Consider the following 25,555-nt stretch of genomic DNA (forward strand, 5'->3'; position numbering starts at 1 on the left):
TCAGGAGCGCTGCCGTTTGTATTGTAGAGAAATTATTTTTTCGCCGGAAGCGGCGTGAAGACAAAGTTCACAGGCAGGTTACTGCCGGAGGCGACGGAGAACACAATCTCCACACGCCCTTCATATTCTCCGGTGCGGTAGATGACAGCATTCGTGTCTGAGGATAAGCCTAATACGCCCTTATTGGGCAGGTTCACCATTGTACCGTTTACGATCAACGGCCCCAGATAAGGACCCCCGCGCGGATTGAAGGTGATCAGCGTGTTTGCTGCAACACGATCCAATACGATTTTGTACAGTACCCCGAAGTTACCGGCGTTAGAAACATACGTTCCATTCATTGGATCAAGGCCGTCCAGGTTTTTGTCCATTTTATTGTCGCCCAGAAGCAGCTTGCTTTGCGTGGTACCCACCAGATCGGTCACGTTCATGACGCGGGTAGAATCGGGGAATGTTCCCCGGGTATGCACGCCGTCAATGTCAAGAATCGGCAGATAAGGCAGCTCGGCGACAGGATCTTTGCTCTGCTCCACCATAACTACATTATACTGAATCGGCAGATCACTGAACAGGTCTGCGCTCAGCGACATTACGTCTTTGGGCTTCATGGCGATTTTGTTCAGGTCTGTCATAATCGGAAGACTTTGCCCAGGCTGCAGGGTAATTTGCGATTGGGCCAAGCCGGTAACCATGGAATTGAAGTATTTCTCCATCGATACTTTTCCAGTATATTCCGGTGAGGTCACCGGTCCGGCAATTCCTAAATATTGGATGTTAATAGTTGTCGGATACAGGTTGTTATTCGTTGCAATCACATAGAGCTTCTGTCTGGTAGCCATATTGTTCATATGATGCACCAGGAAGCGCGTATTGCCCACTGAACTCTCCCGGTACAGTACACCTTCCGTCTGAACGGTCTCCGGGCTGTTACTGCGGATCAGGGTGTAGCTTTCGGACGACAACGTATACGGCAGGTTAGGGAGCGCCGGAATCATCCCGCCGTCCATACTGATGATATCCCCCGGAATGGTGAACAGCTTCGTTACTTCATCCTGTGTATACAGTTGTTCATTGGTGATTGTAATCATCTTCTCAAAAGTACTGCTAAGACCGTGCTTGTCCGTAACCGTCAGCTGAATGGACAGCGGTCCCGGGGTGAAGTACGCCAGGGAACGATTGTTCCAGGTTGCGGTCAGCTCTTCATTCTCAGGATCATAGCTGGTATCGGTCAGGACTACCGGCTCACCCATTTTGTATTCTTCTTTATCTGTTGTGAATTGGGCTACTGGCGGCTGATTAGGCTGCAGTACCTGAATAGTTACTGGATAAGGGTCACTCCACATGTTGTTGGCATCCCGTACCGAATACATAACCGTATAGAAGCCCGGCTGATCATAGATATCCTGCTTGTTGTCGCTCCAACGCTCTTCAACAATCGGCGTACCGTTCGGGGAAGAGCTGTAGGTAACATAATTCACAGTAGTCTCGCCGGCATAGATTTCTTTGGGCTGAACTGTGAAGGAGGCAGTCGGCTTCGTATTCAGCGTAAGAATAACCCGCTTCTGCACATTGTCCACGGTATAAGGAATATTAAGTGCATAGGTAATGGACGTTAACGGAATCATGAAGGTGCCTTTGAACTGGTAAGCCGGTCCCTTCATAGTGAACTTGGTACCATTGACGGTATAGATTTTGCTGTCGGTCTTGAACCGCATAATGCTGGTACCCTTGGTCACAATGACCTCTTTGGTTTTGGCGTCATAGGTAAAGGCAACGCCGACCATTTCCACCATTGCGCGGATCGATACGTAGGAGACGCCGTTCTTGACTGCCATCGGCTGATTGGCGGTGTAAGGCGTTCCGTTTCTGAACATCTTGTTGCTGTTCATCATCAGAATAAGCTGGCCTGCCCCTGCAGCAGAAGTAGTAGTCATGCTTGGGGTTACAGGCGTATCCGTTAACGGAGTAGCCGTAGGCATAACGGCATCAGTCGGCACAGTACCGTCCACAGGAGCAGCTGTTGCGCCTGGAACCTCAGTAGCAGCCGGAGCTGGAGTCTCTGTTATTGCTGGAATACCTTGAACCGGTGATGCTGTAGGAACAGGTGTTGGTGTGGGTACCACTGTACCTGCAGGCGGTTCAGTCATTAACGGAGACAACGGGTCTGTTGACTCAGGCTGAAGCTGTGTTTCAGAAGTATCCACCGCTGCGGCAACATGGCCTGTTACGGTTTGTGTGCTGACTGGAGCTGCAAAAGCCGGAACGGCTGCTGCTAATTGTGATACAGCTAATACTGTTACCAAGAACATTTTCCTAAAATTCATTGTACGACTCCTTCTGCTCCCATTGTAGTGTATAAGGCAGTATATTCAATGCTTTCTGTCCACCTTATAATCCCCGCAAAAACGCAACCGCCCTCTTCAGGACGTCAGCATATTTTGCCACGTTCATTTTACAAAACATAGTATTAGACGCAAGCAACGGAGAAAAGTTTCATTCTTTGTAAAGAAAGATCTATATAAATCCAATTATCTCCATTATTAATGGGTGCCCCCACCTGTCACCAGAAGAGTATAATAGTAGCAGACTTCATGTGAAAGGAGTATTTAAGCTGAAATGAATCCATTTGAAGGGTTATACAAACTTATCGACGCCCGCTGTGTTAATCCGGCTGGATCTGAATCTGAAATACATAAGTCAGACAGGCATACCCTCCTCATAGGAATTAAAGGCAGCGGCGAAGTTGAAGCTAAAGGCTATTGCTCTGAATTCGGTTCTTGCGATGTACTGCTGCTGCTCCCTGATACACCGTGGCGCTTGTTAGTGAAGGAGAAGCACTCTCTGGAATACTGCTGTTTTACCTTTGATGTGTATACTATGGACGGACAGCATACGCTTCAGCGCGGAGAACTGGAGGCCGATATTTTCCCGCCTGCCCATTGGTCTGAAGCGTTAGCTAAGACTGACCTGATCTGCTCTTGCTGGCAGGGCAGCAGCTGGGAAAGAATGGAGTCATCTATCCGTTTTCAGGAATTGCTGCTTCAGTTATGGAGACCAGACAGTTCGGAGACTAAGCATCGCACTCCCTCAACTGCAATAATTGACCAGTCCAAAGCCTATATAGACAGTCATTTCGGGCAGCCCATGACCAGAGAAAAGCTTGCCGAAATGACAGGAATGAGCGTCGCCCATTATTCCCGGCTGTTCAAAAAACAGGTGGGCCGGAGCCCGATGGAATATCTGAATTCTGTCCGCATTCGTCATGCGGGTGATTTGTTGCTCCACTCTGAAATGACGCTCCGTGACACAGCGCACCGTGTAGGCTATCAGGATGAGTTCTATTTCAGCCGTAAATTCAAATCAGCCATTGGCATTTCACCATCTGTATATGTTAAAAAACACCGTATGTCCACTCGAATTGCCTCCATGGCCCATCCCTATACCTCTCATTTGCTGGCATTAGGTTTAACGCCTTATGCGGCATTGATTAATAATTCACGCGGATCTGCCTATAGCTTGAATAACGTTATCAGCTTGGGGCATGATCAGCCCGACCTCGGCAGACTGGCAAATGCCCGGCCGGAGCTGATTATCAGCTTCGAACATTCAGATTATGCGGAACCGGACAAAGCAGGCTTGTTCCCCCATATTGCCCCAACGTGTACCGTACCATTTGAAGGGGATTGGCGTGAGCATCTCCGGATAATTGCGAGAGCGGTGAACCGTCTGGAGATCGCCCGGCAGTGGCTTGAGGCGTACGAAGAGCTGGCTGAGAGTCTTCGGCTCAGTGTCAGAGAAAAGCTGGAGGACGAAAAAGTTGCTGTGGCGCAATATGAGAACGGGTGCTTCCGCCTGTTCGGCAACCGTAACTTGGGTACCGTGCTGTATAAAGATCTGCAGCTTGAGAGACCCCGGCAATTACTGAATGTAGAGCATTCCATTCTTCTTACTCCAGATCAGCTTTCGGAATGCAGCATTGACCATCTGATTCTGTTTACATCGGGTAACTCCGCACAGCGTGATTTGATCCATCGTTCGCTAGCTTCACAAGAAGCATGGAGGGAGTTAAATGCCGTACGAAAAGGAAACGTCTACGAGGCCGCTGATTCAAGTCTCTATTCCTGTTACACCTCGATGGCCCACGATTTATTTCTGCGCCGTTCAAGCGATTTGCTCCTGAGCCATATGTCCAGGCGATGAGCATTTTTGTCCATGGCACCCACCTATGCCACTCCTTATAATTAAATTGTGATAATGATTATCAAAATCAATTGCGAAAGGTGTGTGGCTTGTGTTTCCTTGTACTCGAAAATTCAAACACAAATTTAGCCGTGGAGTCATCGGCCTGCTTGGAGTAATAATGCTGGGGCTAGTCGTTGGATGCAGCAACAGCGGGAATAATGGAGGTTCGGCGGTTGCCGGTTCCACCTCTCCAGTACCTGCCAAGACGGCTGAAAATACGGATACCCGTATCATCTCAACCATTAAGGGAGATATAGAAATTCCGGCACATCCGAAAAAGGTTGCGGGCATGCTTTATGTTTTTGCTGACCATCTGCTGGCACTTGGAATTGAACCTCATGCAATGGTTACATACAACGATTTGGGATTCCCCCAATACCTGTCAGACCAAATGAAGGATACTATCGTTATTGGCTCAGGAGAAGCACCTAACTTGGAAGCACTGCTCGAAGCGGAGCCGGATCTCATTCTTGCTTCTAAGACACTGAACGAAGCGAACTATGAGCAGCTATCTAGGATTGCGCCAACGATACTTTTCGACAATGAAAATGAAGATGATTGGACCCGATTCCGGCAAACGGCAGAAATCTTCGGAAAAGAAACTGTGGCTGATCAGGTCCACGCCGATTATGAATCAAAGATAGCTGCGGTAAGGAACGAATTGGCTGCCACTGCTGCCACTGAGACTGTCGCCTATATGCGAATACAGGACAAGCAATTGCAGCTGATTCAACCGGGAGATAATTTTACGCTCTTCGGCCCTCTGGGACTAACTCCCGCTTCCACAGAAGGTATAGATTTCAAGGACTCATGGAATGTAGCCATCTCCGAAGAAGTACTTCCCGAGCTGAATCCTGACCGTATGTTCATCATTCTTCGCCCAGGTGACAGTAATCAGACGGCTCTGGATAATATTATGAGCACTTCAATCTGGGCCAACCTTACAGCTGTCAAGAACAAACATGTGTATATCGGTGATGCAAATCTGTGGTTTGCCGGCTATGGCCCAATCGGACTAAGCAAGGTTATCGATGAAATCTCGAATGCCTACCTGCCGGAATCGTGAGGGACGAGCCATGACTCCCACTCCTGACAGCCTGCTCATACGAACGATACGCGACAGAAGAACCATACAGGAATTTAATGGAATGCCCATTGCCCGGAGCACACTGCTCAACTTGCTGGACAATGCGGTATGGGCACCTTTTCATTCCAAAAAAGAGCCTTGGCGATTCATCCTGTTCACAGGGGAGGGCCGGACAATATTTGCCGACGCTGTTCTGAAGACACGCCCGAAAGCATTCGTTCAACAATTCGGTGCACAGATACATGATACGTATTGCAGGCGGATTCCGGTCCACCTCATCGTGATCATGCATAGCACCCTTCCTCCAAAAGCCTGGGAGGAGGCCCTGGCAGCAACTGCCGCTCTGATTCAGAACATTCAGCTGCTGGCCTGGGAACAAGGAATCGGCGTGGTATGGAAGACCACTGCTTTTAATGAAGATTCCTCATTTCGGTCAGCAGCAGGTGTAACTCCTAACGAGAAAATCGTTGGCACCTTGCATATGGGATATTTCGATCCCGAAGACAAGCCTGCTCCAAAACCGCGTACTGCTGCTGTAGACTTGCTGACAGTTATAGAAGGCAATCATTCGGATAATTGTTGACAAGAGATCGTAGTCGGTTCCTGCTTTAAAAAAAACAGAGGGCTGTCCCGCAAGGCCATTTCACGGCTTTGCGGGACAACCCTAATTACTGGAAAAGCAGACTTACTGTGCTTCAGCCGTCCTGAATTTGCTGCGGTATTCCTTGGGGGTCATTCCCGTCTGCTTCAAGAACACTTTGGTGAAATAACGGCGTTCCTGATAACCGACGCCCGAGCTGATGGCCGTGATGCTCTTATCACTGCTGGCGAGCATAAATTTGGCAGCTTCAATCCGCTGCTGGGTGACATATTCCACGAAGGTCACCCCGAAGCGGTTCTTGAACAGCAGGCAGAAATAACTGCTGCTGATGCCAATCGTATTCGCCACCTCATCAATGCCGAGATCCGCATGAAGGCGCTCCGTAATGAACTGTGCGGCCTGGTTCATCAGCTGCTCCGCTGTTTTTTTGGCAGGCTCATCAGCCACAGGCACTTCCTGAAACAACGGGATGCTGTTGTACAACTTATCCTTATACTGCCTACTGCGAATCCGCGAACCGATCTCCCGCACCTTGTCGCCAAGCTCCCCGTAATGAATCGGCTTGCAGATATACTCCTTCACACCCAGCCGTATGGCTTCACGCGCATAATCGAATTCCTGGTAGCCGCTGAGCAGCAGCACCTCACTCGTAAGCCCCATCTCCCGCAGCTTGCCGATAAATGTCAGCCCATCCATGACCGGCATTCGGATATCACAGAGCACCAGATCGGGCGGACAGTCCTCGGCTATGCGCAGCGCCTCCATCCCGCTGCGGGCCATCCCCGCAACCTCCATCCCCATGTCCTGCCAGGGCAGCACAGTGTTGAGATTGCTCAGAATAGGCGCTTCATCGTCAACCAATAATACTTTTAGCATAATGGCCTTCCCCCTGCCCGTATTTCGGAATGACGCACTGGATGATCGTTCCTTCCCCAGGACTTGCACATATGAAAATCCCATATCTGTCGCCGTATTCGATCCGTATCCGGTCCGCAACACTTCGTACCCCTAGCCCTCGCCGCTCCAGATGAATGCCCTGCCCAGGCTTGCCTTCCGGCTGCTGCTCTGCCGCGTCATTCACCATGTATTGAAACATCGATAGCTGAGACGGGGTCATCCCGATTCCGTTATCCTGTATCCGCAGCACCAGATTGCCTTGGGTCTCCCACACCTTGACACTCACGAGACCCTTATACCCGATCCCCTCAAAACCATGCTGAATGCTGTTTTCCACCAGCGGCTGGAGCGTAAGCTTCAGAATCCCGCAGCCCATCAGCTCTGGCGGAATTTCAAGCTCATAATCGAACAGATCCTCGAACCGGAACTTCTGGATATCCAGATAATTGCGCAGATGCTTAACCTCTTCCTCCAGCGTAATTTCATCCCTGTCCTGAATGCTGATCCGCAGAATACTCGCCAGCCGGTAGACCATCTCACTGACCTTGCGGCCTTCATTCTGCACAGCCAGCACATTGATTGATTCCAGGGTATTGAATAGAAAATGCGGCTTGATCTGGGCCTGCAGCACACGCATTTCCGCCTGATTCTTGCGCTGCTGCTCCACATGAACCCGGCTGAACAATGTATTGATTTTGTCCATCAGATCATTGAAGCCTCTGGCCAGCAGCGTCATTTCGTCGTTGCCCTTCTCCTCGACACGGGTAGTAAGGTCACCGTCCTCCACCCGGCGCATGAAGCGCACGATCACAGCAATCCCGCCTGTAATCCGGTTCATGAAGAACAGATTGAAGATGACAGCACCCAGGAGGCACAGGAACATCACTACGACGAACCAGCGGGCAAACACCGTCACCTCATGAGACAAAGTATCCCAAGAAGTGATGGAGACCAGACTCCAGGGATACTCCTTGAGATGGTAGACCGACAGAATGCTTTTCTCGCCGCCGAACTGCGTCTTGAAGCTCTGAAAGCCGGGCTTAAACGTAATCTCCTTCGTGGTGAAGCCGCGGAAATCCTGCCCGTCCAGCTGCCTGTCCGGGTCCAGCAGAATCATACCGTCATCGTTAACCAGCATGAAAGACACCTTCTGGTCGGTGCCGCCAATCTTAAGATTGCGAAAAATCGACTCGAACTCCCAGTTCTTGATCTGCACCACCAGAATGCCGATATTCTGAAAGAAGCTAAGCTCCTTAATCAGCCGGATTTGCGTAAATACAGCCTCCGTCCCGGTCAGCTCAGGGTACTCATGCGGGGCCAGCCATTTCGGAACCCCGTTCAGCTTCATGACCTCCTGGTACAGCTCGCTGCCTTTGAACTTATCATAGGGCAAGGTGCGGAAGTTCTCCTTGTTGAAGACCGAGACGATCTCTGAGCTGCCTTTACCGTTGAAATTATACAGGAAAGCATAGCTGATTGACGGATGATTATAGAGCAGACTGCGGAAATTGCGCTGGCTGGCATTCAGGCTGAGCTGCTCGGCATCGGTTAAATCCTGCTTGGAGGGATCATCCGCACTGAGCGCCATATGAAAGACCGAGGTGGCAATTCCGTTGTCAGTCACATTGTCCATATCCTTGAACACATTAGAAATGCTGTAGCTGATCGCTTTGAGCGAATATTCGGACTGCTGGCTGTATTTCTTCTCAATGGAATTATAAGTCACGAAGAACATAATCATGCCAAGAATAAACAGCGGAATGATAATCAGGCCTAAGAATGCCGTAAACAATTTGTAGCGCAGATTCATCGGCTGTTGCTCCTGACATGATTGATATTATCCTTTTACACTGCCTGCGGTGACGCCTTCAATAATCTTCTCTTGCAGAACCGCATAAATCACTATAACAGGAACCACACTGTAGACAATCCCCGCCGACATCTGTGCGTAATTCATCTGATACTGATCGCGGAACTGGACCATCCCCACCGGGAGCGTACGCAGCTCGTCATTGGAGAGAAAATAGTTGGCCAGCAGGAACTCATTCCAATTTCCCAGGAAATTAACAATGAATACCGTAACCATCGCCGGAACTGTCAAAGGTACAATAATTCTAGCAAATATACCCGGGGCCTTCAAGCCATCCATGACCGCCGCTTCTTCAATTTCACTGGGCAGCGAACGCATGAAGGCCGCCAGAATAATGATCGTGAACGGAATCGCATTGGCAATGTAAGGAATAATGAGCGCCCAGTGGGTATTGAGAATATGCAGCTTGCGGACAATCGTATAGATGGGCAGCATCAGCGCATTATTCGGAATCAGCATCCCGATCAGGACCAGCGAGAAGAGAATGCCGTTCCACTTCCCCTGACGCATCCGCGTGACCGCGAAGGCGAACATAGACGCCAGCAGAATAGACACTACAGAGGCCAGAACCGAAATATATAAGCTATTGAAAAAATAAGTGCTGATCTTGGCATTTACCCACGCTTCCACATAGTTGGACCATTCGAAGCTCTTCGGAATGCCGAAGGGGTTGAGGGCAATCGCATTATTATCCTTCTTTACCGAAGAGAAAAGGACAAAGAGGAACGGAAACAGCACAATCACCAGATACCCCAGCAGGGCGATGTGCGGCAGACTTTTTTTCAGCGGGCGCGGCATCAGTATTCAATCCTTTCCGTACGGCGGGCAAACACCAGCTGGTAGAGGGCGGTTACCACGAGTGTGAACAAGAAGATCAGAACAGCGATCGTATTGCCGTACCCGTATTTGAAGTTGGTAATCGCATACTTAATCATATAGGTGGCCATCACCTCGGTTGAACCCGCAGGACCGCCCTTGGTCATAACAATGACGATATCGGCAGCCTTCATCGCTCCGGCAATGGAGAGCATAATCACCACCGAGATGATCGGTACGATCAGCGGCAGAGTGATGCGTGTAGCCCGCTGGAACCCTGTAGCGCCATCGATGGCCGCTGCTTCATCCAGCTCACCGGGAATGGAGAGAATCGCCGCCAGTACCATTACAATGTAGAATCCGGTCCACTGCCAGGCGTTCGTAATCAGAATTGACAGCATGGCGAAGCGCTCATCCGACAGCCAGTAGACCGGCTCAATGCCGACAAGGCCAAGCACTTTGTTGAATAAGCCAATATTCGGCTCATAGATGAAGCCCCAGAGAATCCCGATAACCGCGGTAGACATAATGGATGGCATGAATACCGCCGTCTTGTACAGTCCCTTCAGCTTCTTCACATTCGCAATCAGTAAGGAGAAGAACACAATCAGCGGCACCTGTATGCCTACGGAGAAGAGAATGAACCACCCGTTATTTTTCACAGAAATCCAGAAGCGTTCATCTCCCAGCGCTTTCTTGAAGTTATCCACTCCGGCGTATTTGACCGTCTCGGATACACCGTTCCAGCTGGTGAAGCTATAGTAGATGGAGCTGAAGATGGGATAGATGAAGAACATTACGAACAGCACCAGTGCCGGAATAACGAACAGAATGAACACCAGAGGATTTCTCAGTGCCTTATTCATAGCTACCTCCATATTGCTTTCTTTTGAAAAATGCACCCTGGAGCAAGCACCAGGGCACATACAGTTCACCGTCTCTTATTCCACCGCTGCATTAGCCTCTTCCTGTATCTTCTGAAGCGCTTCGCCCATCTTCTCAGGAGTCGTCTGCCCGCCGATCAGGCTCTGAATCTGGATATTACTGATTTCAGTGGTGACATCCGCCTGCACCAGTGAGTCAAAGGCCGGGAAGGAGGACTGGGAGCTGTTCAATACCGCGACAATCTCACTCATCAGATCATCCGTAATGTTCTTGTTCAGCACAGCCTGATCGATCTTCATGGCTGGCAGGACTCCGTCCTCTACCAGACCGCGCAGCTGCATCTCTTCATTGAACATATTCTTAATGAAGGATTTCACTGCTGCAAGCTGCCGCTCATCTTCACCCGCCGAAGCGGAGAAGCCATAACCATTGTTCACATCGCGCATCAGCGCCGTCTGATCCCCCACTCCGCCTTCAACAGCCGGAATATTGAAGAAGCCGACCTTGCCGATTAGACCTTCGCCGGATTGGCCGGCTTTGAACACGGAAGACTTCCAGGTCCCGTCATACATCAGGATGGCTTCACCGCTGGTGAACTGGGTCGTATATTCAGCATATTCGAAGCCCAGCTCTCCCTTCTTGAAGTAGCCTTTATCCACCCATTCCTTATATTTCGCCAAGCCCTTGATAACATTCGGATCATTCCACTTCGCTTCACCGGTAGCGAACTTCGCGGTCACATCCGGTCCGGCATAACGGGACCAGAGATGGTTGGCCAGCATCAGCGGTACCCAGCCTGCTTTGGAGGCACCGGCCATCGGCACTTTACCATCTGCTTTAATATCAGCCAGTTGCTTCTCCAGTTCGGCGAAGGTTGTCGGAGCCTTCCAGCCCTTGCTGGTATAGTATTCTTTATTATAGAAGAACCCCTCTCCGGAGCCGCCGATCGGCAGACCGTAAATCTTACCTTCATAGGTGAACGGGTCCAGATTAGAGAATTTGTCTTTGATGCCTAATTCATCAAGGATCGGGGTCAGGTCCAGCAGCTTGCCTTCTTTGGCATAGATCTTGGAGTCCGGGCTGCCGAACAGGTCGAAGATCTCCGGAGGGTTACCGGCCGCCATTTCACCGCGCAGCTTCTCCTTACGGTTCACATCCGAATCTACTCCATCAAGCTTGAAGGTCAGTCCAGGCACATCCGCCTGCACCTTGCCCACCACATCCTCCAGAATAGCCAGTCGTTTCTGTTTGTCCGCTCCAACCTGGGTATGACGGATCGTCATTTCAAAAGGCTCAGCATTAGCCGGTTCTTCCGTTGCGGCAGCATTGGTAGCAGCAGCCTCATTCGTTGCAGCAGGCTCTGTCGTCGGAGACGCATTATTCTTGTTGCCTCCACAGCCAGCCAGCAGCGCCGAGCTAACGAACATCAGGGACAACAGCAGTGTTAGACTTTTTCTCATTACGGGTGACCCTCCCTATTTCATGATTTCCCTTACAACTCTAATTATAGAAAATCACATTTGTAATCGTAAGGTTAAGATTTATCTTCAATAGGGATAAAATCCTCTAATGGAAGCGGATTCAGTCAGGTTTCCTGACATAGAAAAAAGCGAAACTCCTCTGAATAGAAGCTCCGCTTTCGAAATTATTATATGCAATTAGACCAATGCGGTCTGCATACGGCCTTCTTCAATCAGCCGGTACGCACGCTGCACTTCTTCATCGGAAGGTGACTCTACCCCTTCAAGCTCATAGGGACGGCCAAGCTCCTTCCATTTGTAGATGCCCATTACGTGATAAGGCAGGATTTCGAACTTCTCTACTCCATTAAGTGTGCCAATGAACCGTCCAAGATTCTGTAGATCCTCTTCCTTGTTGTGAATGCCTGGAACATAGACATGGCGAATCCACATTTTACGGTTATTATCGGATAACCAGCGGGCCAGCTTCAAGGTACGGTCGTTGGACTTACCGGTCAGCTTGATATGCGCTTCATCATCAATATGCTTCAGGTCCAAGAGCACCAAGTCAGTAACATCCAGCAGGTCGCTGATTTTCGATCCATCATTATAGCCGTTGGTATCAAGCGTGGTATGCAGATTCCAGCGTTTCTTCACCTCGGTGAACAGTTGCTTCACGAAATGCGCCTGGAGGGTTGGTTCACCGCCGGATACGGTCAGGCCGCCGCCGGACGTTTTATAATAATTCAGGTAAGGCTCAATTTCCGCCAGTACTTCCTCGACGGTCATTTCCTTGCCTTCATTGAGTTCCCATGTATCCGGGTTGTGGCAGTATTGACACTTGAGCAGGCAGCCCTGCATAAAAAGCACGAAGCGGATACCCGGGCCATCCACCGTTCCAAACGTCTCCAAAGAGTGGATATGTCCTTTAAGCATGAGATGTCATCCTTTCGAAAAAAACTTAAAATTTTAACCACTTTCAGACAAGAGTGTACCGCCCTCTTGCAAGGGCGGCAGCTCTTTGATTGATTTCAGTTCTTGTAGAACAAGAATGCTTCTTACATGGAATCGTGGAATGTACGGTTGATAACATCCATCTGTTGTTCACGGGTCAGCTTGATGAAGTTAACAGCATAGCCGGATACGCGAATCGTCAACTGTGGATAGTTCTCCGGATGATCCATAGCATCGAGCAGCTGTTCACGGTTAAATACGTTAACGTTCAAGTGCTGAGCGTTATTGTGGAAATATCCGTCCATCATGAAGACCAGGTTGGACTTACGGGAATCTTCGTCTTTACCCAGCGCCTTAGGAACGATGGAGAAGGTATTCGAGATACCATCCTGTGCATCGGAGTAAGGAAGTTTGGCAACAGAGTTCAGGGATGCCAGTGCGCCCTTCTTGTCGCGTCCGTGCATTGGGTTAGCACCAGGAGCGAATGGTTCGCCTTTTTTACGTCCGTCAGGAGTAGTACCAGTCTTTTTACCATAGACAACGTTCGAAGTGATAGTCAGTACCGATTGAGTCGGCACAGCATCACGATACGTTTTGTTTTTGCGGATCATCGACATGAAGGTTTCAACCAGCTCAACAGCAATGCCGTCAACAGCGTCGTCGTTGTTACCGTAGCAAGGGAATTCACCCTCAGTTTCAAAGTCGATAGCAATGCCTTCTTCGTTGCGGATTGGCTTAACCTTAGCGTATTTGATTGCGCTCAGGGAGTCAGCAGCAACGGACAGTCCGGCAATACCGCAAGCCATAGTACGCAGAATGTCGCGGTCATGCAGCGCCATTTCGATACGTTCGTAGGAATATTTGTCATGCATATAGTGAATGATGTTCAGCGTATTGACATAAGTCTTAGCCAGCCATTCCATCATTGGTTTGAAGCGTTTCATTACTTCATCATAATCCAGGTATTCAGAAGTGATAGCAGGATATTCAGGACCTACCTGAGCACCGGATTTCTCATCTTTACCGCCATTGATCGCATACAGCAGAGCCTTAGCCAGGTTGGCACGGGCACCGAAGAACTGCATTTGCTTACCGATACGCATTGGGGATACGCAGCAGGCAATCGCATAATCTTCACCCCAGTATGGACGCATTACATCATCGTTCTCATATTGGATAGCGCTGGTCTCAATAGATACCTTAGCACAATATTTTTTGAAGCCTTCCGGAAGCTTCTCGGACCACAGTACAGTCAGGTTTGGTTCTGGAGCAGGTCCCAGATTGTACAGGGTATGCAGGAAGCGGAAGCTGTTCTTGGTTACGCGGGTTGTGCCGTCTTCAGCCATACCACCGATGGATTCTGTAACCCAAGTTGGGTCGCCGGAGAACAGGTCGTTATAGTCAGGCGTACGCAGGAATTTCACGATACGCAGCTTCATTACGAAATGGTCAACGATTTCTTGAGCTTGCTCTTCTGTCAGAGTACCTTCTTCAACGTCGCGTTGAACATAGATATCAAGGAAGGAAGATACGCGTCCAAGGGACATTGCCGCACCATTCTGTTCTTTAACAGCTGCCAGATAACCGAAGTATACCCATTGTGTAGCTTCTTTGAAGTTCGTAGCCGGTTTGGAAATATCCATACCATGAGCTGCAGCCATTTGTTTCAGTTCGCCAAGAGCACGCATTTGCTCGGACAGCTCTTCACGCAGACGGATAACATCTTCTGTCATGGAGTCAACTTCAAGCTCAGCCAGTTGCTGCTTCTTGTCTTTAATCAGGAAATCAATACCATACAGAGCAATACGGCGATAGTCGCCGATGATACGTCCGCGGCCATAAGCATCAGGAAGACCTGTGATTACGCCCGATTTACGCACAGCTCTCATATCTGGTGTATATGCATCAAATACGCCTTGGTTATGCGTTTTGCGGATGTTCGTGAACATGTCAACGATATTCTGCGGAAGCTCGAAGCCGTATGCCTTAGTAGCATCGATCATCATCTTGATACCGCCGAACGGCTGAATGGAACGTCTGAAAGGCGCGTCAGTCTGAACGCCGACAATCTGTTCCTTGTCCTTGTCAATGTAGCCAGGAGCGTGGGAAGTGATGGTGGAGACAGTATCGAGGGATACATCCCATACGCCGCCTCTTTCTCTTTCTTCCTTGCTCAGCTGGGAGATAATCTTCCACAGTTCAGTTGTATTGCTGGTAGGTCCAACCAGGAAATCTTCAGTTCCTTCATAAGGCTTGATGTTCTTGGCAATAAAGTTGTTAACGTCAACTTTCTTGGCCCAGACACCTTTTGTGAAATTTCTCCAACCCGATTTTGCTTCTAATACTTCTTTTTCAATCACCGACATGCTAAATCCCTCCATTTATATTTATTATATTTGTAGAGATCGCGGGCTTGAAGGTTAATCCCGTGTCTCGTGATCCCGAGGCTAATAGTTGTTATAAAATTCACAATCACATCTTCATAACGGGGATCGTTGTCTATATAAACATTTTAGTTTATTTTCTGAAAAAGGACTGTGACAAATATCACTCTTTCGGTGATATTTGTCACTTCCATCCAGTCCCATATTAACCTTTAACCTTATTCTTTGCCAGGCAACCGTTAAGTTAGTTATCGAATTTGCCGTAGAATGCGTTGCGGTATACATCAGCAAGCTCGTAGACCAGCGGCATTTTAGGATTGGCAGTAGTACATTGGTCTTCAAATGCACGGTCAGCCAGATAGTCTACACGGGATTCGAAGTCCTTAGGATCGAAACCAAGAGCCGAGAAGGATTCTTCGATACCGAGTTTTTTGTTCATGTCGCGGATTGCATTGATCAGGCTGGTTACGCCTTCTTCGGTAGTGCGTGCAGGCAATCCCAGAATACGGGCGATTTCTGCGTACCGTTCGTCAGCTACAAAGTGCGAATATTTAGGGAACGAAGCGAACTTCGTAGGTTTCTTGGCATTGTAACGGATAACATGCGGCATCAGGATCGCATTGGTACGGCCGTGTGCGGTGTGATACTGTCCGCCCCATTTGTGTGCCAAGCTGTGGTTAATCCCCAGGAATGCGTTGGCAAAGGCCATACCGGCAAGCGTCGAAGCATTGTGCATTTTCTCACGGGCCAGCTTGTCACCTTGCAGTGCGGATTTCTCCAGCCACTGGAACACCAGTTGGATGGCTTTGATTGCCAGACCATCGGTATAGTCACTGGCCATTACAGATACATAAGCTTCGATAGCATGTGTCAATACGTCCATTCCTGTATCGGCAACTGCAGTCTTAGGCAAGCTGTAGACAAACTCAGGGTCAATAATTGCTACGTCTGGAGTCAGCTCATAGTCAGCGAGCGGATACTTGGTATTATTGCCTGTTGTCTTGTCTGTGATAACTGCGAACGATGTTACTTCAGAACCTGTACCCGACGTGGTTGGAATGGCAACGAATTTCGCTTTGTTGCCGAGCTTAGGGAATTTGTATACCCGTTTGCGGATATCCATGAACTTCTGTTTCAGGCCGTTGAAGTCTGCATCCGGATGTTCGTAGAACAGCCACATGCCCTTGGCAGCATCCATTGGGGAACCACCGCCGAGTGCGATGATGCAGTCCGGCTGGAATCTGTTCATCATAGCTGTACCTTTTTCTACAGTAGTAGTCGATGGATCCGGTTCAACTTCCGAGAACACTTCGATCGCTACAGGAGTCTGGCGCTGACGCAGATAGTGCTCAACTCTTTCAACATACCCCAGTTTAACCATTACAGGGTCAGTGATGATAGCAACGCGTGTGATATCAGGCATTTTGGCCAGGTACTGAGTGGCTCCCTTTTCGAAGTAAATCTTGTCAGGCACTTTAAACCATTGCATATTCACGGTACGACGATTCACCCTTTTCACGTTGATCAGATTGATTGCAGTGACGTTCTGCGATACCGAGTTGCGTCCGTAAGATCCGCAGCCCAGTGTCAATGAAGGGATATTAGTGTTGTAAATGTCGCCGATTGCGCCGTGAGTCGATGGCGAGTTGACGAGAATACGTCCGGTCTGCAAACGGTTGGAGAACTTCATGATTACTTCTTCGTTGTTGGAATGGATAGCCGAGCTGTGGCCCATGCCGCCAAATTCAACGATTTGAGCTGCGCGCTCGATACCCTGGTCAGCATTCTTCACTTTGTAGCAAGCCAGAACCGGGCTCAGCTTCTCAGCGGACAATGGATATTTAGTACCTACACCTTCAAGCTCAGCTACCAGGATCTTCGTTCCGGCAGGAACCTGAATGCCGCACATTTCAGCGATCTTCACAGCGGATTGGCCAACGATAGCCGGGTTAACTGCACATTTCTCTACGTTCATTGCGCCGCTGGTCAGCTTAGCTGCTTCTTCTTTGTTCACAAAGTAACAGCCGTTTGCAATCATTTTCTTTTTCACTTGATCGAAGATGGCTTCTTCAATGATAACTGCCTGCTCGGAAGCACAGATCATACCATTATCAAAAGTCTTCGACAGGATAAGGTCTGTTACAGCCTGATCAATATCAGCACTCTTCTCGATGAAAGCAGGCACGTTACCAGGACCTACGCCGAGTGCCGGTTTGCCGCAGCTGTAAGCTGCCTTGACCATTGCCGATCCGCCGGTTGCCAGAATCAGTGCAACGTCCGGATTGTTCATCAGTGCGTTTGTTTTGTCCATCGTAGGAAGCTCAATCCATTGGATGAAGTTCTCAGGTGCGCCTGCTGCTACGCCTGCATCATGCAGAATTTTGGCTGCTGCCGCACTGCACTCTTGCGCTGACGGGTGGAAACCGAATATAATAGGGTTACGTGTCTTAGCGGAAATCAAAGCTTTAAACATCGTGGTGGATGTTGGATTGGTTACCGGTGTGATACCCATAATGATTCCGACTGGTTCAGCAATCTTCTGGAAGCTGTCATAAGCGTTATCCTCAATAACGCCTACAGTCTTGTCGTACTTAATACCGTGCCAGATATATTCAGTGGAGAAGATGTTCTTTGTAATTTTGTCTTCGTATACTCCGCGTCCTGTTTCTTCAACAGCCAGTTTTGCCAGGTACATATGCTTGTCGAGTCCGGCCAGCGCCATTGCATGAACGATTGTGTTTGTCTGCTCTTGATCCAGGCCCATGAACGCTTCGTGGGCTTTCTTTGCTTTATCCACCAAAACCTGAATATACTCTTCAGCGGTGGTTTGTTTCACTTGGGCGGCGACTTCGTTTTTAACTGCCATCTCCCTCGTCCTCCTGTCAATTTTTAGGTTGTTTCTTTCTATACATTTATCTTAGCACATCCTTTTCACCTTGTATAGTGAAATCTTTCACAAAGTTTAAAGTTTTTTTTGAGTTGTTTTCAAAGCGCTTTCATTCGATCGTTTACCGGTATTTTTTCCACATTATATGTAATATTTAATTAATATTTGTCTATTCTGCGAACGCAATACGATAGTCTGCAGCGTTGATGGCCCATCTTGCCTTGCAATGCCGGTTGGGCTTCGGGAATTTTGCTCATGAATGCCAAGCCTCCACTTCGGTTCATCCGTCGCTCTTCTACAGACTCACTCTGACGGTGAATATAAATATAAATCTCTGCCAAGTGGAAACGGCTTTGCCGTCCTTTTAAAGGACGGTAAATTACCCTGCGGGTGAACGATGCTAATGCCTCTCTCACCCGCCGCTTTTAAGGAGCAGTAATGGTAATGTTGCAGTTTTTGCAGGATTTCTCTATAACTTTTACGGGTTGCAAGTACAATGTTGCATTATTTGCACAAATTTCGGTGTTTAGAGCACGTTAGCGCTGAATTTGTTGCAGTTCGTGCAGGATTTCAGCATAGAACGCTTCTTTGGGGCAGTAATGTTGCACTTTTGGCAGGATTCCTCTTAAAATGTTATTGGCATAATTTCCTGAAAGGAAAAAAAAGAGACAGCATCTCTGCTGCCCCCCTTATTCATCTCTTCCCCTAAGTCTAGAAAGAGACATCCCAGGCTACTCCACCTTAATGGTATCGAAAAATTTCTTCTGTACGGTTGCGGCTGCTGCATCAAGCTGGGCCTTCGAGTCCGTGCCTTCCTTGGCGAACAGCTCCTGAATGACATTGGACATGGTTGCATAGTAGTCCTGGGTATTGTACTGCGCCTCAGGCTTGCCGTCGAGCAGAGCCATAATATCTGTATTGTATTGATATACAATATCAGAGTATTTGTCATACACTGCTTTGGTCTTCTTGCCGAAGTCGGAATCGGCAGCATAGTAATCCAGAAGCGGCGGAATGAAGTATTTGCCGTCCGCCTTGCGCTGCTGCAGAATGGCATCGAGCGCATCCAGGCCTTTATCCGAGAAATAGTCGAAGGTAATATAACGGAAGGCCATCTCCTGCTCATCCTTGCTGGCATTAGGGTTGATGACCAGATAGTCGCCGCCGAGAACACCGGTATGCTTGCCGCCCTTCTCAGCCGCAGGCATTGGATAGGTCAGCACATCCTCCGGTTTGAAGCCTCCCTGATTGAGCGCCTGTTCAATGACGCCATCGGAGCCGGCCATTACCATCGCGGTACGGCCCTGCTGGAAGGCACCTACAGCATCGCCCCAGCCGAGCGCCCAATCCTGGGGAACCGCTTTGGCTTCCCATCTCAGCTTTTTATAGAAGTCCAGCGCTTTAACACCAGCTTCGGAATTGAAGGTGGCCACCACCTTTCCGCCCTCAATCTTCTGAATCTCCCCGCCTGCTTCGAACAGGAAGTTGGTCCAGTTCCAGCCGGCTTCGTTGCCTTTGCCCATCGGGGCAATCCCGGAGATACCTTTCTTGGGATCAGCCACTCCTTTGGCTGTGTTCAGCATGTCGTCCCAGGTCCAATCCATTGGAGGTACGGCTACACCTTTGTCATCCAGCATCTTCTTGTTGATCATTGTTGTAGTGACGTAACCCTTTTGTGTAACCCCATACACCTTGCCGTCAATGATGAACTGGTTCTGCAGCACAGGATTGATCTGATCCTTGAACTCATAGTTATTCCACAGATCGGTGATGTCGGCTACCCAGCCCTTCTCAATCAGGAATTTAGCTTCGGTGGCATACGTGTTGAAGAAGGTCGGCGCTTCATTCGCTGCCATCTTCACCCCGATCTCGCTTACATTATACTGCCAGTCGTCCTTGACGATCTCCACGTTCGGATAGACTTCCTGGAACCGCTTGATTTTGTCATCCTCCTGCGCTCTCACCTCGGTCAGGTCCGGCGTAGGATAGTGGATTTTGATTGTCACCTTTTTCTGGGTGATATCGTCAGCCGGTGCTGCAGACGGAGTGGCTGACTCTTCCGCCGCCTGGGTCGCTGCTGGTGCAGGTGTCGCTTCTCCCCCGTCAGCCGCCGGCTTGTTGCCGTTATTATTGCCGCCGCAAGCAGACAATAAGGTCCCCGTGACCAGGAGACAGGCGAATACGCTGGAAACTTTACGCATGGTAACTCCCCTTTTCCATATCATAATGAGCTTACAAATTCATCTTAAAAGAGAAACCGTTTACAAACGAGGTGTATTTATATTCCCTTCATGTGCAGGAGTACGATCTCTACCGGACCTCATCCTTCCTGCTCAGCCTTTGACCGCAGACAATGAAACTCCGCGCATAATGAACTTCTGGAAGACCAGGAATACCAGGATCGGCGGCAGAGAGACAATGAACAGAATTGCGAATTTGATGTTCGTATTCAGCGCTTTTACATTGATAACGTACTTATAGATAGCGGTAGCGAGCGTATACTTCTCCTCACTGTGCATGACCAGCGACGGCCAGAACCAGTCATTCCAGGCTGTGGAGAAGATGAAGATCGCCAGTGTTGCAAAAATAGGAATCGACAGCGGCACCGCGATGGTGAAGAAGCTTCTCGGCTCCGAGGCCCCGTCCATCCGCGCGGCTTCCAGAATCTCAGGATGAATCCCGTCGAAGAAATTCTTAAGCAGCAGGAAGAAGAACGTGTTCGCGCCTGCCGGCAGCCAGAAGGCCGCATATTGATTGAGCAGGCCCAGCTCCTTCAGATTGACAAAGTTCGGAATCATATAGCTCGTAGCCGGAATGAACAGTGTCATCAGGAAGAAGAAATAGAAGGCCTTGCGGTAAGGCACATTCATCCGTGAGATACTGAAGGACGCGAGTCCCAGTACAATTAGCGTGGCGACCATATTCCCTGCAAAAATATACAGGGTGTTCCGCAGAAACATAGCCAGATCGATATAATCCAGCGCATCCTTCAGATTACCGAAATGCCATTCCTGCGGAAAAAAATGCGGCGGAAAGGAATTGACCTCGATATTCGACTTTAGCCCGTTGAACATCGTCATGAGGATGGGATACAGCATGCTGAATATCATCAGGACAATGAACAGCACCATAATTCCGTAGACCACCCTGTTGCTGGTCTTTTTCAGGTCATGCTCCGAGAGAATACCTCTGTCTGCGCTCTTCATCCTAGTTGTCCTCCTTGTTAAGCTTGAACTGAAGAATGCCCAAACCGCCCAGAACAACAAACATCAGCATCCCCAGCGCAGTCGCCGTACCATAATCCAGTCTGGTAAAAGCATACTTCACAATAAGCAGCGCATACGTCAGGGTAGCATTGTTCGGCCCCCCGTCCAGCAAGGCCAGCTGTGACTGGTAGCCCTGAGAGGTGGCAATCACCTGAAGAATCAGCATCAGCAGAATCAGATTGCGCAGCGAAGGCAGTGTGATGTGGCGGATACGGGCCCAGACTCCGGCTCCGTCAATCTCGGCGGCTTCATACCAGTCCCGGGGAATACTAAGCACCGCAGCAAGATAGATCAGCATCCCCGAGCCGAACTGCTGCCAGGTCTCCATGAAGACCAGCGAGATCATCGACCACCGGGTATCGGTCAGGAAGGCGATCTGCTCCGCTCCGGTGCTGCCGATTACCGCATTTATCGGTCCAACGGGATCATACAGCCAACGCCACAGCCCGTATAGGACTACAGCAGGCATGACATATGGCAAATACGCAGCAACGCGCACGAATCCGCCGAATTTCCGCAGCTCGGAGATGGCAATGGCAAAGGCAATCGGAACCCAGAAGCCGATCACCAGGCAGAGCAGCATATAGTATAAGGTGTTTTTGACAGCAATCAGTACATCGGGGTCAGTAAGTGCCCTGGCATAATTGTCCAGGCCGACGAAGGTATTCCCTTTGACGAAATCAACGGTGTAGAAGCTGTACAGGAACCCTTTGAAGATAGGCACCCACATAAACATAATGAAGATAATCAATGCGGGGACAAGAAACATCACGCCCCAATAATTCTTTTTCCAGCGGTTCTGCTTGTACGGCTTGCTCTCCAGCTCCGCTGGAAGGTGATCATGTAACGCAGCAGACTGATTCATTCCGGCTCCCTCATTCCTGTGGTCTTTCAGCACTTTATGGGAAAGCGCCTCCTGTCTTCATTGTAGGAAATGAGGGAGAGACTTAACATGTCTATATCTATGGCAATCGTAAGCGTTCTTACTTCTTCAGTTCGCTGGGGCTGAGCCCAAAGTATTTTTTGAAAATTTTGCTAAAATGCTCCGGCGACTCGTACCCCACCCGCTCCGCAATCTCATACCGGCGCAGATCGGTGTTCAGAATCATCTCCCGGCTGTCCTCCATCCGCAGCTTAATGACATATTCCCAGAGGTTATAGCCTGTATTCTTCTTGAACAGATAGCTCAGGTAATTAGGGCTGACATGATTCTTCTTCGCTACTTCATGGATCGTCAGACCCTTCTGGGCGTAATTCCCGTCAATGTATTCCTTCGCCTTCTGCACGATCAGATTGCTATGCGTATGCAGCTCCTCGGGTGACGGATCAGCAGCATAGTTGTTCCAGTTGAAATCCCCATAATAGAACACATAATGATCGGCATGCTCGTTGTTCCAGAGGATCGCCTTCGAGGCCTGCCGGTTCAGCACATCCATGAAGCTCAGCCCCTTCAGAATCTGGCTGATGCCGATGACAGCCCGGAGCTGCAAATAGCGGTTAATATTGTAATGGAGGCTGCGGCCCAGCACCTCCAGCCGGCTCAGCTGGCCGGTGGATGGCTCCTCATAGCTCTGCTCATCCCACTGGATGATGACCGTAATCTCCTGGTCCGGCGAATAGAAGGCAGTGGAATTCCACTCCTGATCCAGCAGCTCCTTGGCAATATTCAAGGCAGCGTAACGCAGCAGGGTATGATCGCGGGTAGTGTACCTCTGTTCAGGCCGGTCTTGTGGCAGGGGAAGCTTGATTTTGATCACCGCAAAAAACGGCCCCTGCAGCTTCAGCTCATCCAGCTTGCGCCGCTTCTCCTCTGCCCCCAGCACCGCCGCAGTCTCCGTAAGCAGGCTGTTCAGCAGCTCGCTGTACTCGGGAAGCGGCTCCTCCAGGCGGAAGCGGTCTGCATTCCCATCCATATAAGTGGCCAGCTCCGGCGACGGTCTATTCATCTTCAGGACGACACTGCGTACCGAATCCAGGAACTGCTCACTGTTCAGCGGTTTGATCAGATAGTCTCTCGCCCCCAGCCGGACGGCCATCTGGGCATACTGAAAGGTCTCATGCGCAGAGATAACGATCGTCTGCATCCAGGGCCTGGTCATTTTGGCATGCTGCATCAGTTCGATCCCGCTCATAGCCCCCATCTGGATATCGGTCACAAGCAGATCAATCTCCTCCATACGGATACAATCCAGTGCCTCATACCCGCTGCCTGCCGTATAGATATGGTCAATATCCAGCCCGGAAGCAGCCAGCAGACTGCTCAGTCCTTTGCAAATGAGCGGCTCATCATCAACAACCAGTATATTGAACACCGTATTCTCTCCTCTACTCTATAGTCTCTGACTTCGGAAGGATCACACTAACTATCGTGCCTCCGCGCTCGCGCGGTCCATAGCTGATCCCGTAATCCCCGCCGAAGTGCAGTTGCACACGCTGATGGATATTGCGGATACCGTAGCCGTTCACCGGGTTCGGGCTGTCGTCATTGAGAATCTGCTCGATAGCCTTATAATCGACCTGCTTATAGCCGTTATCCTCAATGGTAATCCGAATCCGGCCATCCTCCAGCATAGAGGTAATGATGATTTCACCGTCCTCCTCCATATGCTTAACCCCGTGGATAATGGCATTCTCGATCAGGGGCTGAAGGGTGATCTTGGGAATCAGATTCCTGGTGGTCCCGGGAGCAATATTCCAGATAACGGCGAACACATAATCATGCCGGTGCTGCTGGAGCTTGATGTAGGCACCGGCATGCTCAAGCTCCTCTTCGAGCGTGATCAGCTCCCGGCCCCGGCTTAAGCTGATCTTCATCAGCTTGGATAATTCCTTGATCATTTCCGCGGATTCCACGTTGCCTTCGAGCGAGCTTTTCCAATAAATACTCTCCAGAGTGTTGTACAGCAGATGCGGGTTGATCTGCTGATAGAGCAGCTGCAGCTGCGATTCCTTCTGCTTCAGCTCCATCTGGTATTTGTACATAATCAGGCTGTTGAGCCTGCGGGCCATATCATACGTGGCGTTAATTAGAACACTGACCTCATCGTTGCTTCCTCTGCGGGGAGTCTCGGGCACACGGTTGCCCGGCTCATACTTGCGCACAAAAAAAGCCAGCTTCTGCAAAGGGGTCATCAGCGAACGCCAGAAGTAGGTAATGATGATCAATCCGAACAGCGCATAGGCCACTGTTATGTATTGAATGACGCGTTTCATTTCGTTTTGCTGCTGGAGCAGGGATTTGACGGGTACCTTGTAGACCAGCTTTTGCTCAAAGGCATGATTGTTGTTCACCACATAGATGAAGTCATCAGTGATAATATCCTCGGTTCCCTCCGGATCTCCCGCCTCCGAGCCGTCCGGCAGAACGATCACCTCTCCGGTTGAATTCGTGGTGGAGGCCAGCACACGGTTGCTCATGTCCGTCAGATAGATTTCCCCGTCCGGCAGTGAGATGGACCTTAGCGATTCACCGATCTTTGATTCCATCTTGGTCACCACCAGCACGCCGAGCGTTCCTTCCCCGCGGTAAATATTATTGACAGCCCTGACATACGTAAGCGTCTTCAGATCTTCGGCCTGCGGACTCAGCTTCTCGGTGAACATCAGGGTACCGCGGCCTTTCTGCTGCACCACCTGTTCGAACCAGTACGGCCGTTCCTCCTTGGAGAAAAAATAAACCCCCGCCTTCTTCACCTGCGGAAAATTGGGAGCGAAAAAGTAGTAGTTATCTGGATCATATACGTACAGCGAGTAGTAAATGCCGTCCCCCCGCTCCGCTCCCTGCGAATAGCTGCCGAGCAGCTTCTCGATGGTCTCATAACGTTCCACACGCTCCAGCACCGTATCATTCCCGCTCATATTGAGCTGCTGCAGGACCGGATTCTGGATGACGGTGGTCGTTATTTTGTTCACTGTATCGATGTCTCTGTTAATAATGGCGAAATTCTGCTTGTTCAGCTCCACATAGGCATTGGTCACATGGTGCTTCAGAATCTCCTCTGCCTTGTAGTTGCCGTAGCTGTTCAGAATCAGAATAGGCGTAATCATAATCAGGAACAGCAGAATCAACTGCTGCTTGACACTGAGCCTGACAATGGGTTTTACAAGCGTGGACAACATCTGGATTCACCTCCAGTTTTAATAATATAACAAACGTATAAGCGCTTACACAGGTTTATTTCAAAGTTCTTTATGTCCATTTGTATG

At 49.6% G+C, this 25,555-nt stretch carries 17 protein-coding genes; 3 read left to right on the forward strand and 14 right to left on the reverse strand.

Going from position 1 to position 25,555, the window contains the following annotated elements; genetic code table 11:
• Positions 1 to 32: 32 nt before the first annotated feature.
• Positions 33 to 2,324 carry a stalk domain-containing protein gene (locus tag NST69_RS20315; protein WP_342546981.1) on the reverse strand — a complete coding sequence of 764 codons (2,292 nt, stop codon included), beginning with the start codon at positions 2,322 to 2,324 and terminating at the stop codon, positions 33 to 35.
• A 292-nt stretch (positions 2,325 to 2,616) separates the two neighbouring features.
• Between NST69_RS20315 and NST69_RS20320 the strand changes: the two genes are divergently transcribed.
• From NST69_RS20320 to NST69_RS20330, 3 genes are all read left to right on the forward strand, one after another.
• Complete coding sequence (locus NST69_RS20320) at positions 2,617 to 4,200, forward strand: helix-turn-helix domain-containing protein (RefSeq protein ID WP_339310494.1); 1,584 nt, start codon at positions 2,617 to 2,619, stop codon at positions 4,198 to 4,200.
• 160 nt (positions 4,201 to 4,360) lie between these two features.
• A complete protein-coding gene (locus tag NST69_RS20325; protein ID WP_051478595.1) occupies positions 4,361 to 5,308 on the forward strand; it encodes an iron-siderophore ABC transporter substrate-binding protein in 948 nt (315 codons plus the stop codon).
• Between the two features lie 10 nt (positions 5,309 to 5,318).
• A complete protein-coding gene (locus NST69_RS20330; protein ID WP_342546982.1) occupies positions 5,319 to 5,912 on the forward strand; it encodes a nitroreductase in 594 nt (197 codons plus the stop codon).
• Positions 5,913 to 6,014: 102 nt separating this feature from the next.
• Here NST69_RS20330 and NST69_RS20335 read toward each other — a convergent pair whose 3' ends face one another.
• The 13 genes from NST69_RS20335 to NST69_RS20395 form a co-directional block, all read right to left on the reverse strand.
• Positions 6,015 to 6,806, reverse strand: coding sequence for a response regulator (locus NST69_RS20335; RefSeq protein WP_339310497.1), 792 nt, complete (start codon positions 6,804 to 6,806; stop codon positions 6,015 to 6,017).
• Entirely contained in the window at positions 6,784 to 8,637 is a 1,854-nt protein-coding gene (locus NST69_RS20340) for a sensor histidine kinase (RefSeq protein ID WP_339310498.1), read from the reverse strand. Before NST69_RS20340 ends, NST69_RS20335 begins: the two co-directional genes overlap by 23 nt.
• 27 nt (positions 8,638 to 8,664) lie before the next feature.
• A complete protein-coding gene (locus NST69_RS20345; protein ID WP_209871210.1) occupies positions 8,665 to 9,495 on the reverse strand; it encodes a carbohydrate ABC transporter permease in 831 nt (276 codons plus the stop codon).
• Positions 9,495 to 10,379 (reverse strand): sugar ABC transporter permease, encoded by an 885-nt coding sequence (locus NST69_RS20350; RefSeq protein ID WP_036731879.1) that lies wholly within the window; start codon positions 10,377 to 10,379, stop codon positions 9,495 to 9,497. Before NST69_RS20350 ends, NST69_RS20345 begins: the two co-directional genes overlap by 1 nt.
• A 75-nt stretch (positions 10,380 to 10,454) precedes the next feature.
• The gene (locus NST69_RS20355) at positions 10,455 to 11,858 is read right to left on the reverse strand and encodes an extracellular solute-binding protein (RefSeq protein ID WP_339310501.1); all 1,404 of its coding nucleotides are present in this window, start codon (positions 11,856 to 11,858) and stop codon (positions 10,455 to 10,457) included.
• 198 nt (positions 11,859 to 12,056) lie between these two features.
• The gene (gene pflA / locus NST69_RS20360; RefSeq protein ID WP_036731876.1) at positions 12,057 to 12,794 is read right to left on the reverse strand and encodes a pyruvate formate-lyase-activating protein; all 738 of its coding nucleotides are present in this window, start codon (positions 12,792 to 12,794) and stop codon (positions 12,057 to 12,059) included.
• A gap of 122 nt (positions 12,795 to 12,916) precedes the next feature.
• Entirely contained in the window at positions 12,917 to 15,178 is a 2,262-nt protein-coding gene (gene pflB / locus NST69_RS20365) for a formate C-acetyltransferase (protein WP_076079923.1), read from the reverse strand.
• 262 nt (positions 15,179 to 15,440) lie between these two features.
• Positions 15,441 to 18,062, reverse strand: a complete 2,622-nt coding sequence (adhE, locus tag NST69_RS20370) for a bifunctional acetaldehyde-CoA/alcohol dehydrogenase (RefSeq protein WP_342546983.1) — start codon at positions 18,060 to 18,062, stop codon at positions 15,441 to 15,443.
• Positions 18,063 to 18,814: 752 nt separating this feature from the next.
• On the reverse strand, positions 18,815 to 20,284 hold the full coding sequence (locus NST69_RS20375) for an extracellular solute-binding protein (protein ID WP_339310504.1): 1,470 nt from the start codon (positions 20,282 to 20,284) through the stop codon (positions 18,815 to 18,817).
• 132 nt (positions 20,285 to 20,416) lie between these two features.
• Complete coding sequence (locus tag NST69_RS20380) at positions 20,417 to 21,289, reverse strand: carbohydrate ABC transporter permease (protein WP_209871219.1); 873 nt, start codon at positions 21,287 to 21,289, stop codon at positions 20,417 to 20,419.
• 1 nt (position 21,290) lies between these two features.
• Positions 21,291 to 22,214 (reverse strand): sugar ABC transporter permease, encoded by a 924-nt coding sequence (locus NST69_RS20385; protein WP_036732150.1) that lies wholly within the window; start codon positions 22,212 to 22,214, stop codon positions 21,291 to 21,293.
• 118 nt (positions 22,215 to 22,332) lie between these two features.
• A complete protein-coding gene (locus NST69_RS20390) occupies positions 22,333 to 23,661 on the reverse strand; it encodes a response regulator (protein ID WP_342546984.1) in 1,329 nt (442 codons plus the stop codon).
• Positions 23,662 to 23,674: 13 nt separating this feature from the next.
• Positions 23,675 to 25,468 (reverse strand): histidine kinase, encoded by a 1,794-nt coding sequence (locus NST69_RS20395; protein ID WP_342546985.1) that lies wholly within the window; start codon positions 25,466 to 25,468, stop codon positions 23,675 to 23,677.
• Positions 25,469 to 25,555: the final 87 nt, after the last annotated feature.

It is taken from the genome of Paenibacillus sp. FSL P2-0089, from assembly GCF_038595095.1.
GTDB classification, from domain to species: Bacteria; Bacillota; Bacilli; order Paenibacillales; family Paenibacillaceae; genus Paenibacillus_AQ; species Paenibacillus_AQ silagei.

Coding starts and splice junctions, on each gene's coding strand:
- NST69_RS20315 (WP_342546981.1), bottom strand. CDS start 2,324: ATGAATTTTAGGAAAATGTTCTTGGTAACAGTATTAGCTGTATCACAA.
- NST69_RS20320 (WP_339310494.1), top strand. CDS start 2,617: ATGAATCCATTTGAAGGGTTATACAAACTTATCGACGCCCGCTGTGTT.
- NST69_RS20325 (WP_051478595.1), top strand. CDS start 4,361: ATGCTGGGGCTAGTCGTTGGATGCAGCAACAGCGGGAATAATGGAGGT.
- NST69_RS20330 (WP_342546982.1), top strand. CDS start 5,319: ATGACTCCCACTCCTGACAGCCTGCTCATACGAACGATACGCGACAGA.
- NST69_RS20335 (WP_339310497.1), bottom strand. CDS start 6,806: ATGCTAAAAGTATTATTGGTTGACGATGAAGCGCCTATTCTGAGCAAT.
- NST69_RS20340 (WP_339310498.1), bottom strand. CDS start 8,637: ATGAATCTGCGCTACAAATTGTTTACGGCATTCTTAGGCCTGATTATC.
- NST69_RS20345 (WP_209871210.1), bottom strand. CDS start 9,495: ATGCCGCGCCCGCTGAAAAAAAGTCTGCCGCACATCGCCCTGCTGGGG.
- NST69_RS20350 (WP_036731879.1), bottom strand. CDS start 10,379: ATGAATAAGGCACTGAGAAATCCTCTGGTGTTCATTCTGTTCGTTATT.
- NST69_RS20355 (WP_339310501.1), bottom strand. CDS start 11,858: ATGAGAAAAAGTCTAACACTGCTGTTGTCCCTGATGTTCGTTAGCTCG.
- pflA (WP_036731876.1), bottom strand. CDS start 12,794: ATGCTTAAAGGACATATCCACTCTTTGGAGACGTTTGGAACGGTGGAT.
- pflB (WP_076079923.1), bottom strand. CDS start 15,178: ATGTCGGTGATTGAAAAAGAAGTATTAGAAGCAAAATCGGGTTGGAGA.
- adhE (WP_342546983.1), bottom strand. CDS start 18,062: ATGGCAGTTAAAAACGAAGTCGCCGCCCAAGTGAAACAAACCACCGCT.
- NST69_RS20375 (WP_339310504.1), bottom strand. CDS start 20,284: ATGCGTAAAGTTTCCAGCGTATTCGCCTGTCTCCTGGTCACGGGGACC.
- NST69_RS20380 (WP_209871219.1), bottom strand. CDS start 21,289: ATGAAGAGCGCAGACAGAGGTATTCTCTCGGAGCATGACCTGAAAAAG.
- NST69_RS20385 (WP_036732150.1), bottom strand. CDS start 22,214: ATGAATCAGTCTGCTGCGTTACATGATCACCTTCCAGCGGAGCTGGAG.
- NST69_RS20395 (WP_342546985.1), bottom strand. CDS start 25,468: ATGTTGTCCACGCTTGTAAAACCCATTGTCAGGCTCAGTGTCAAGCAG.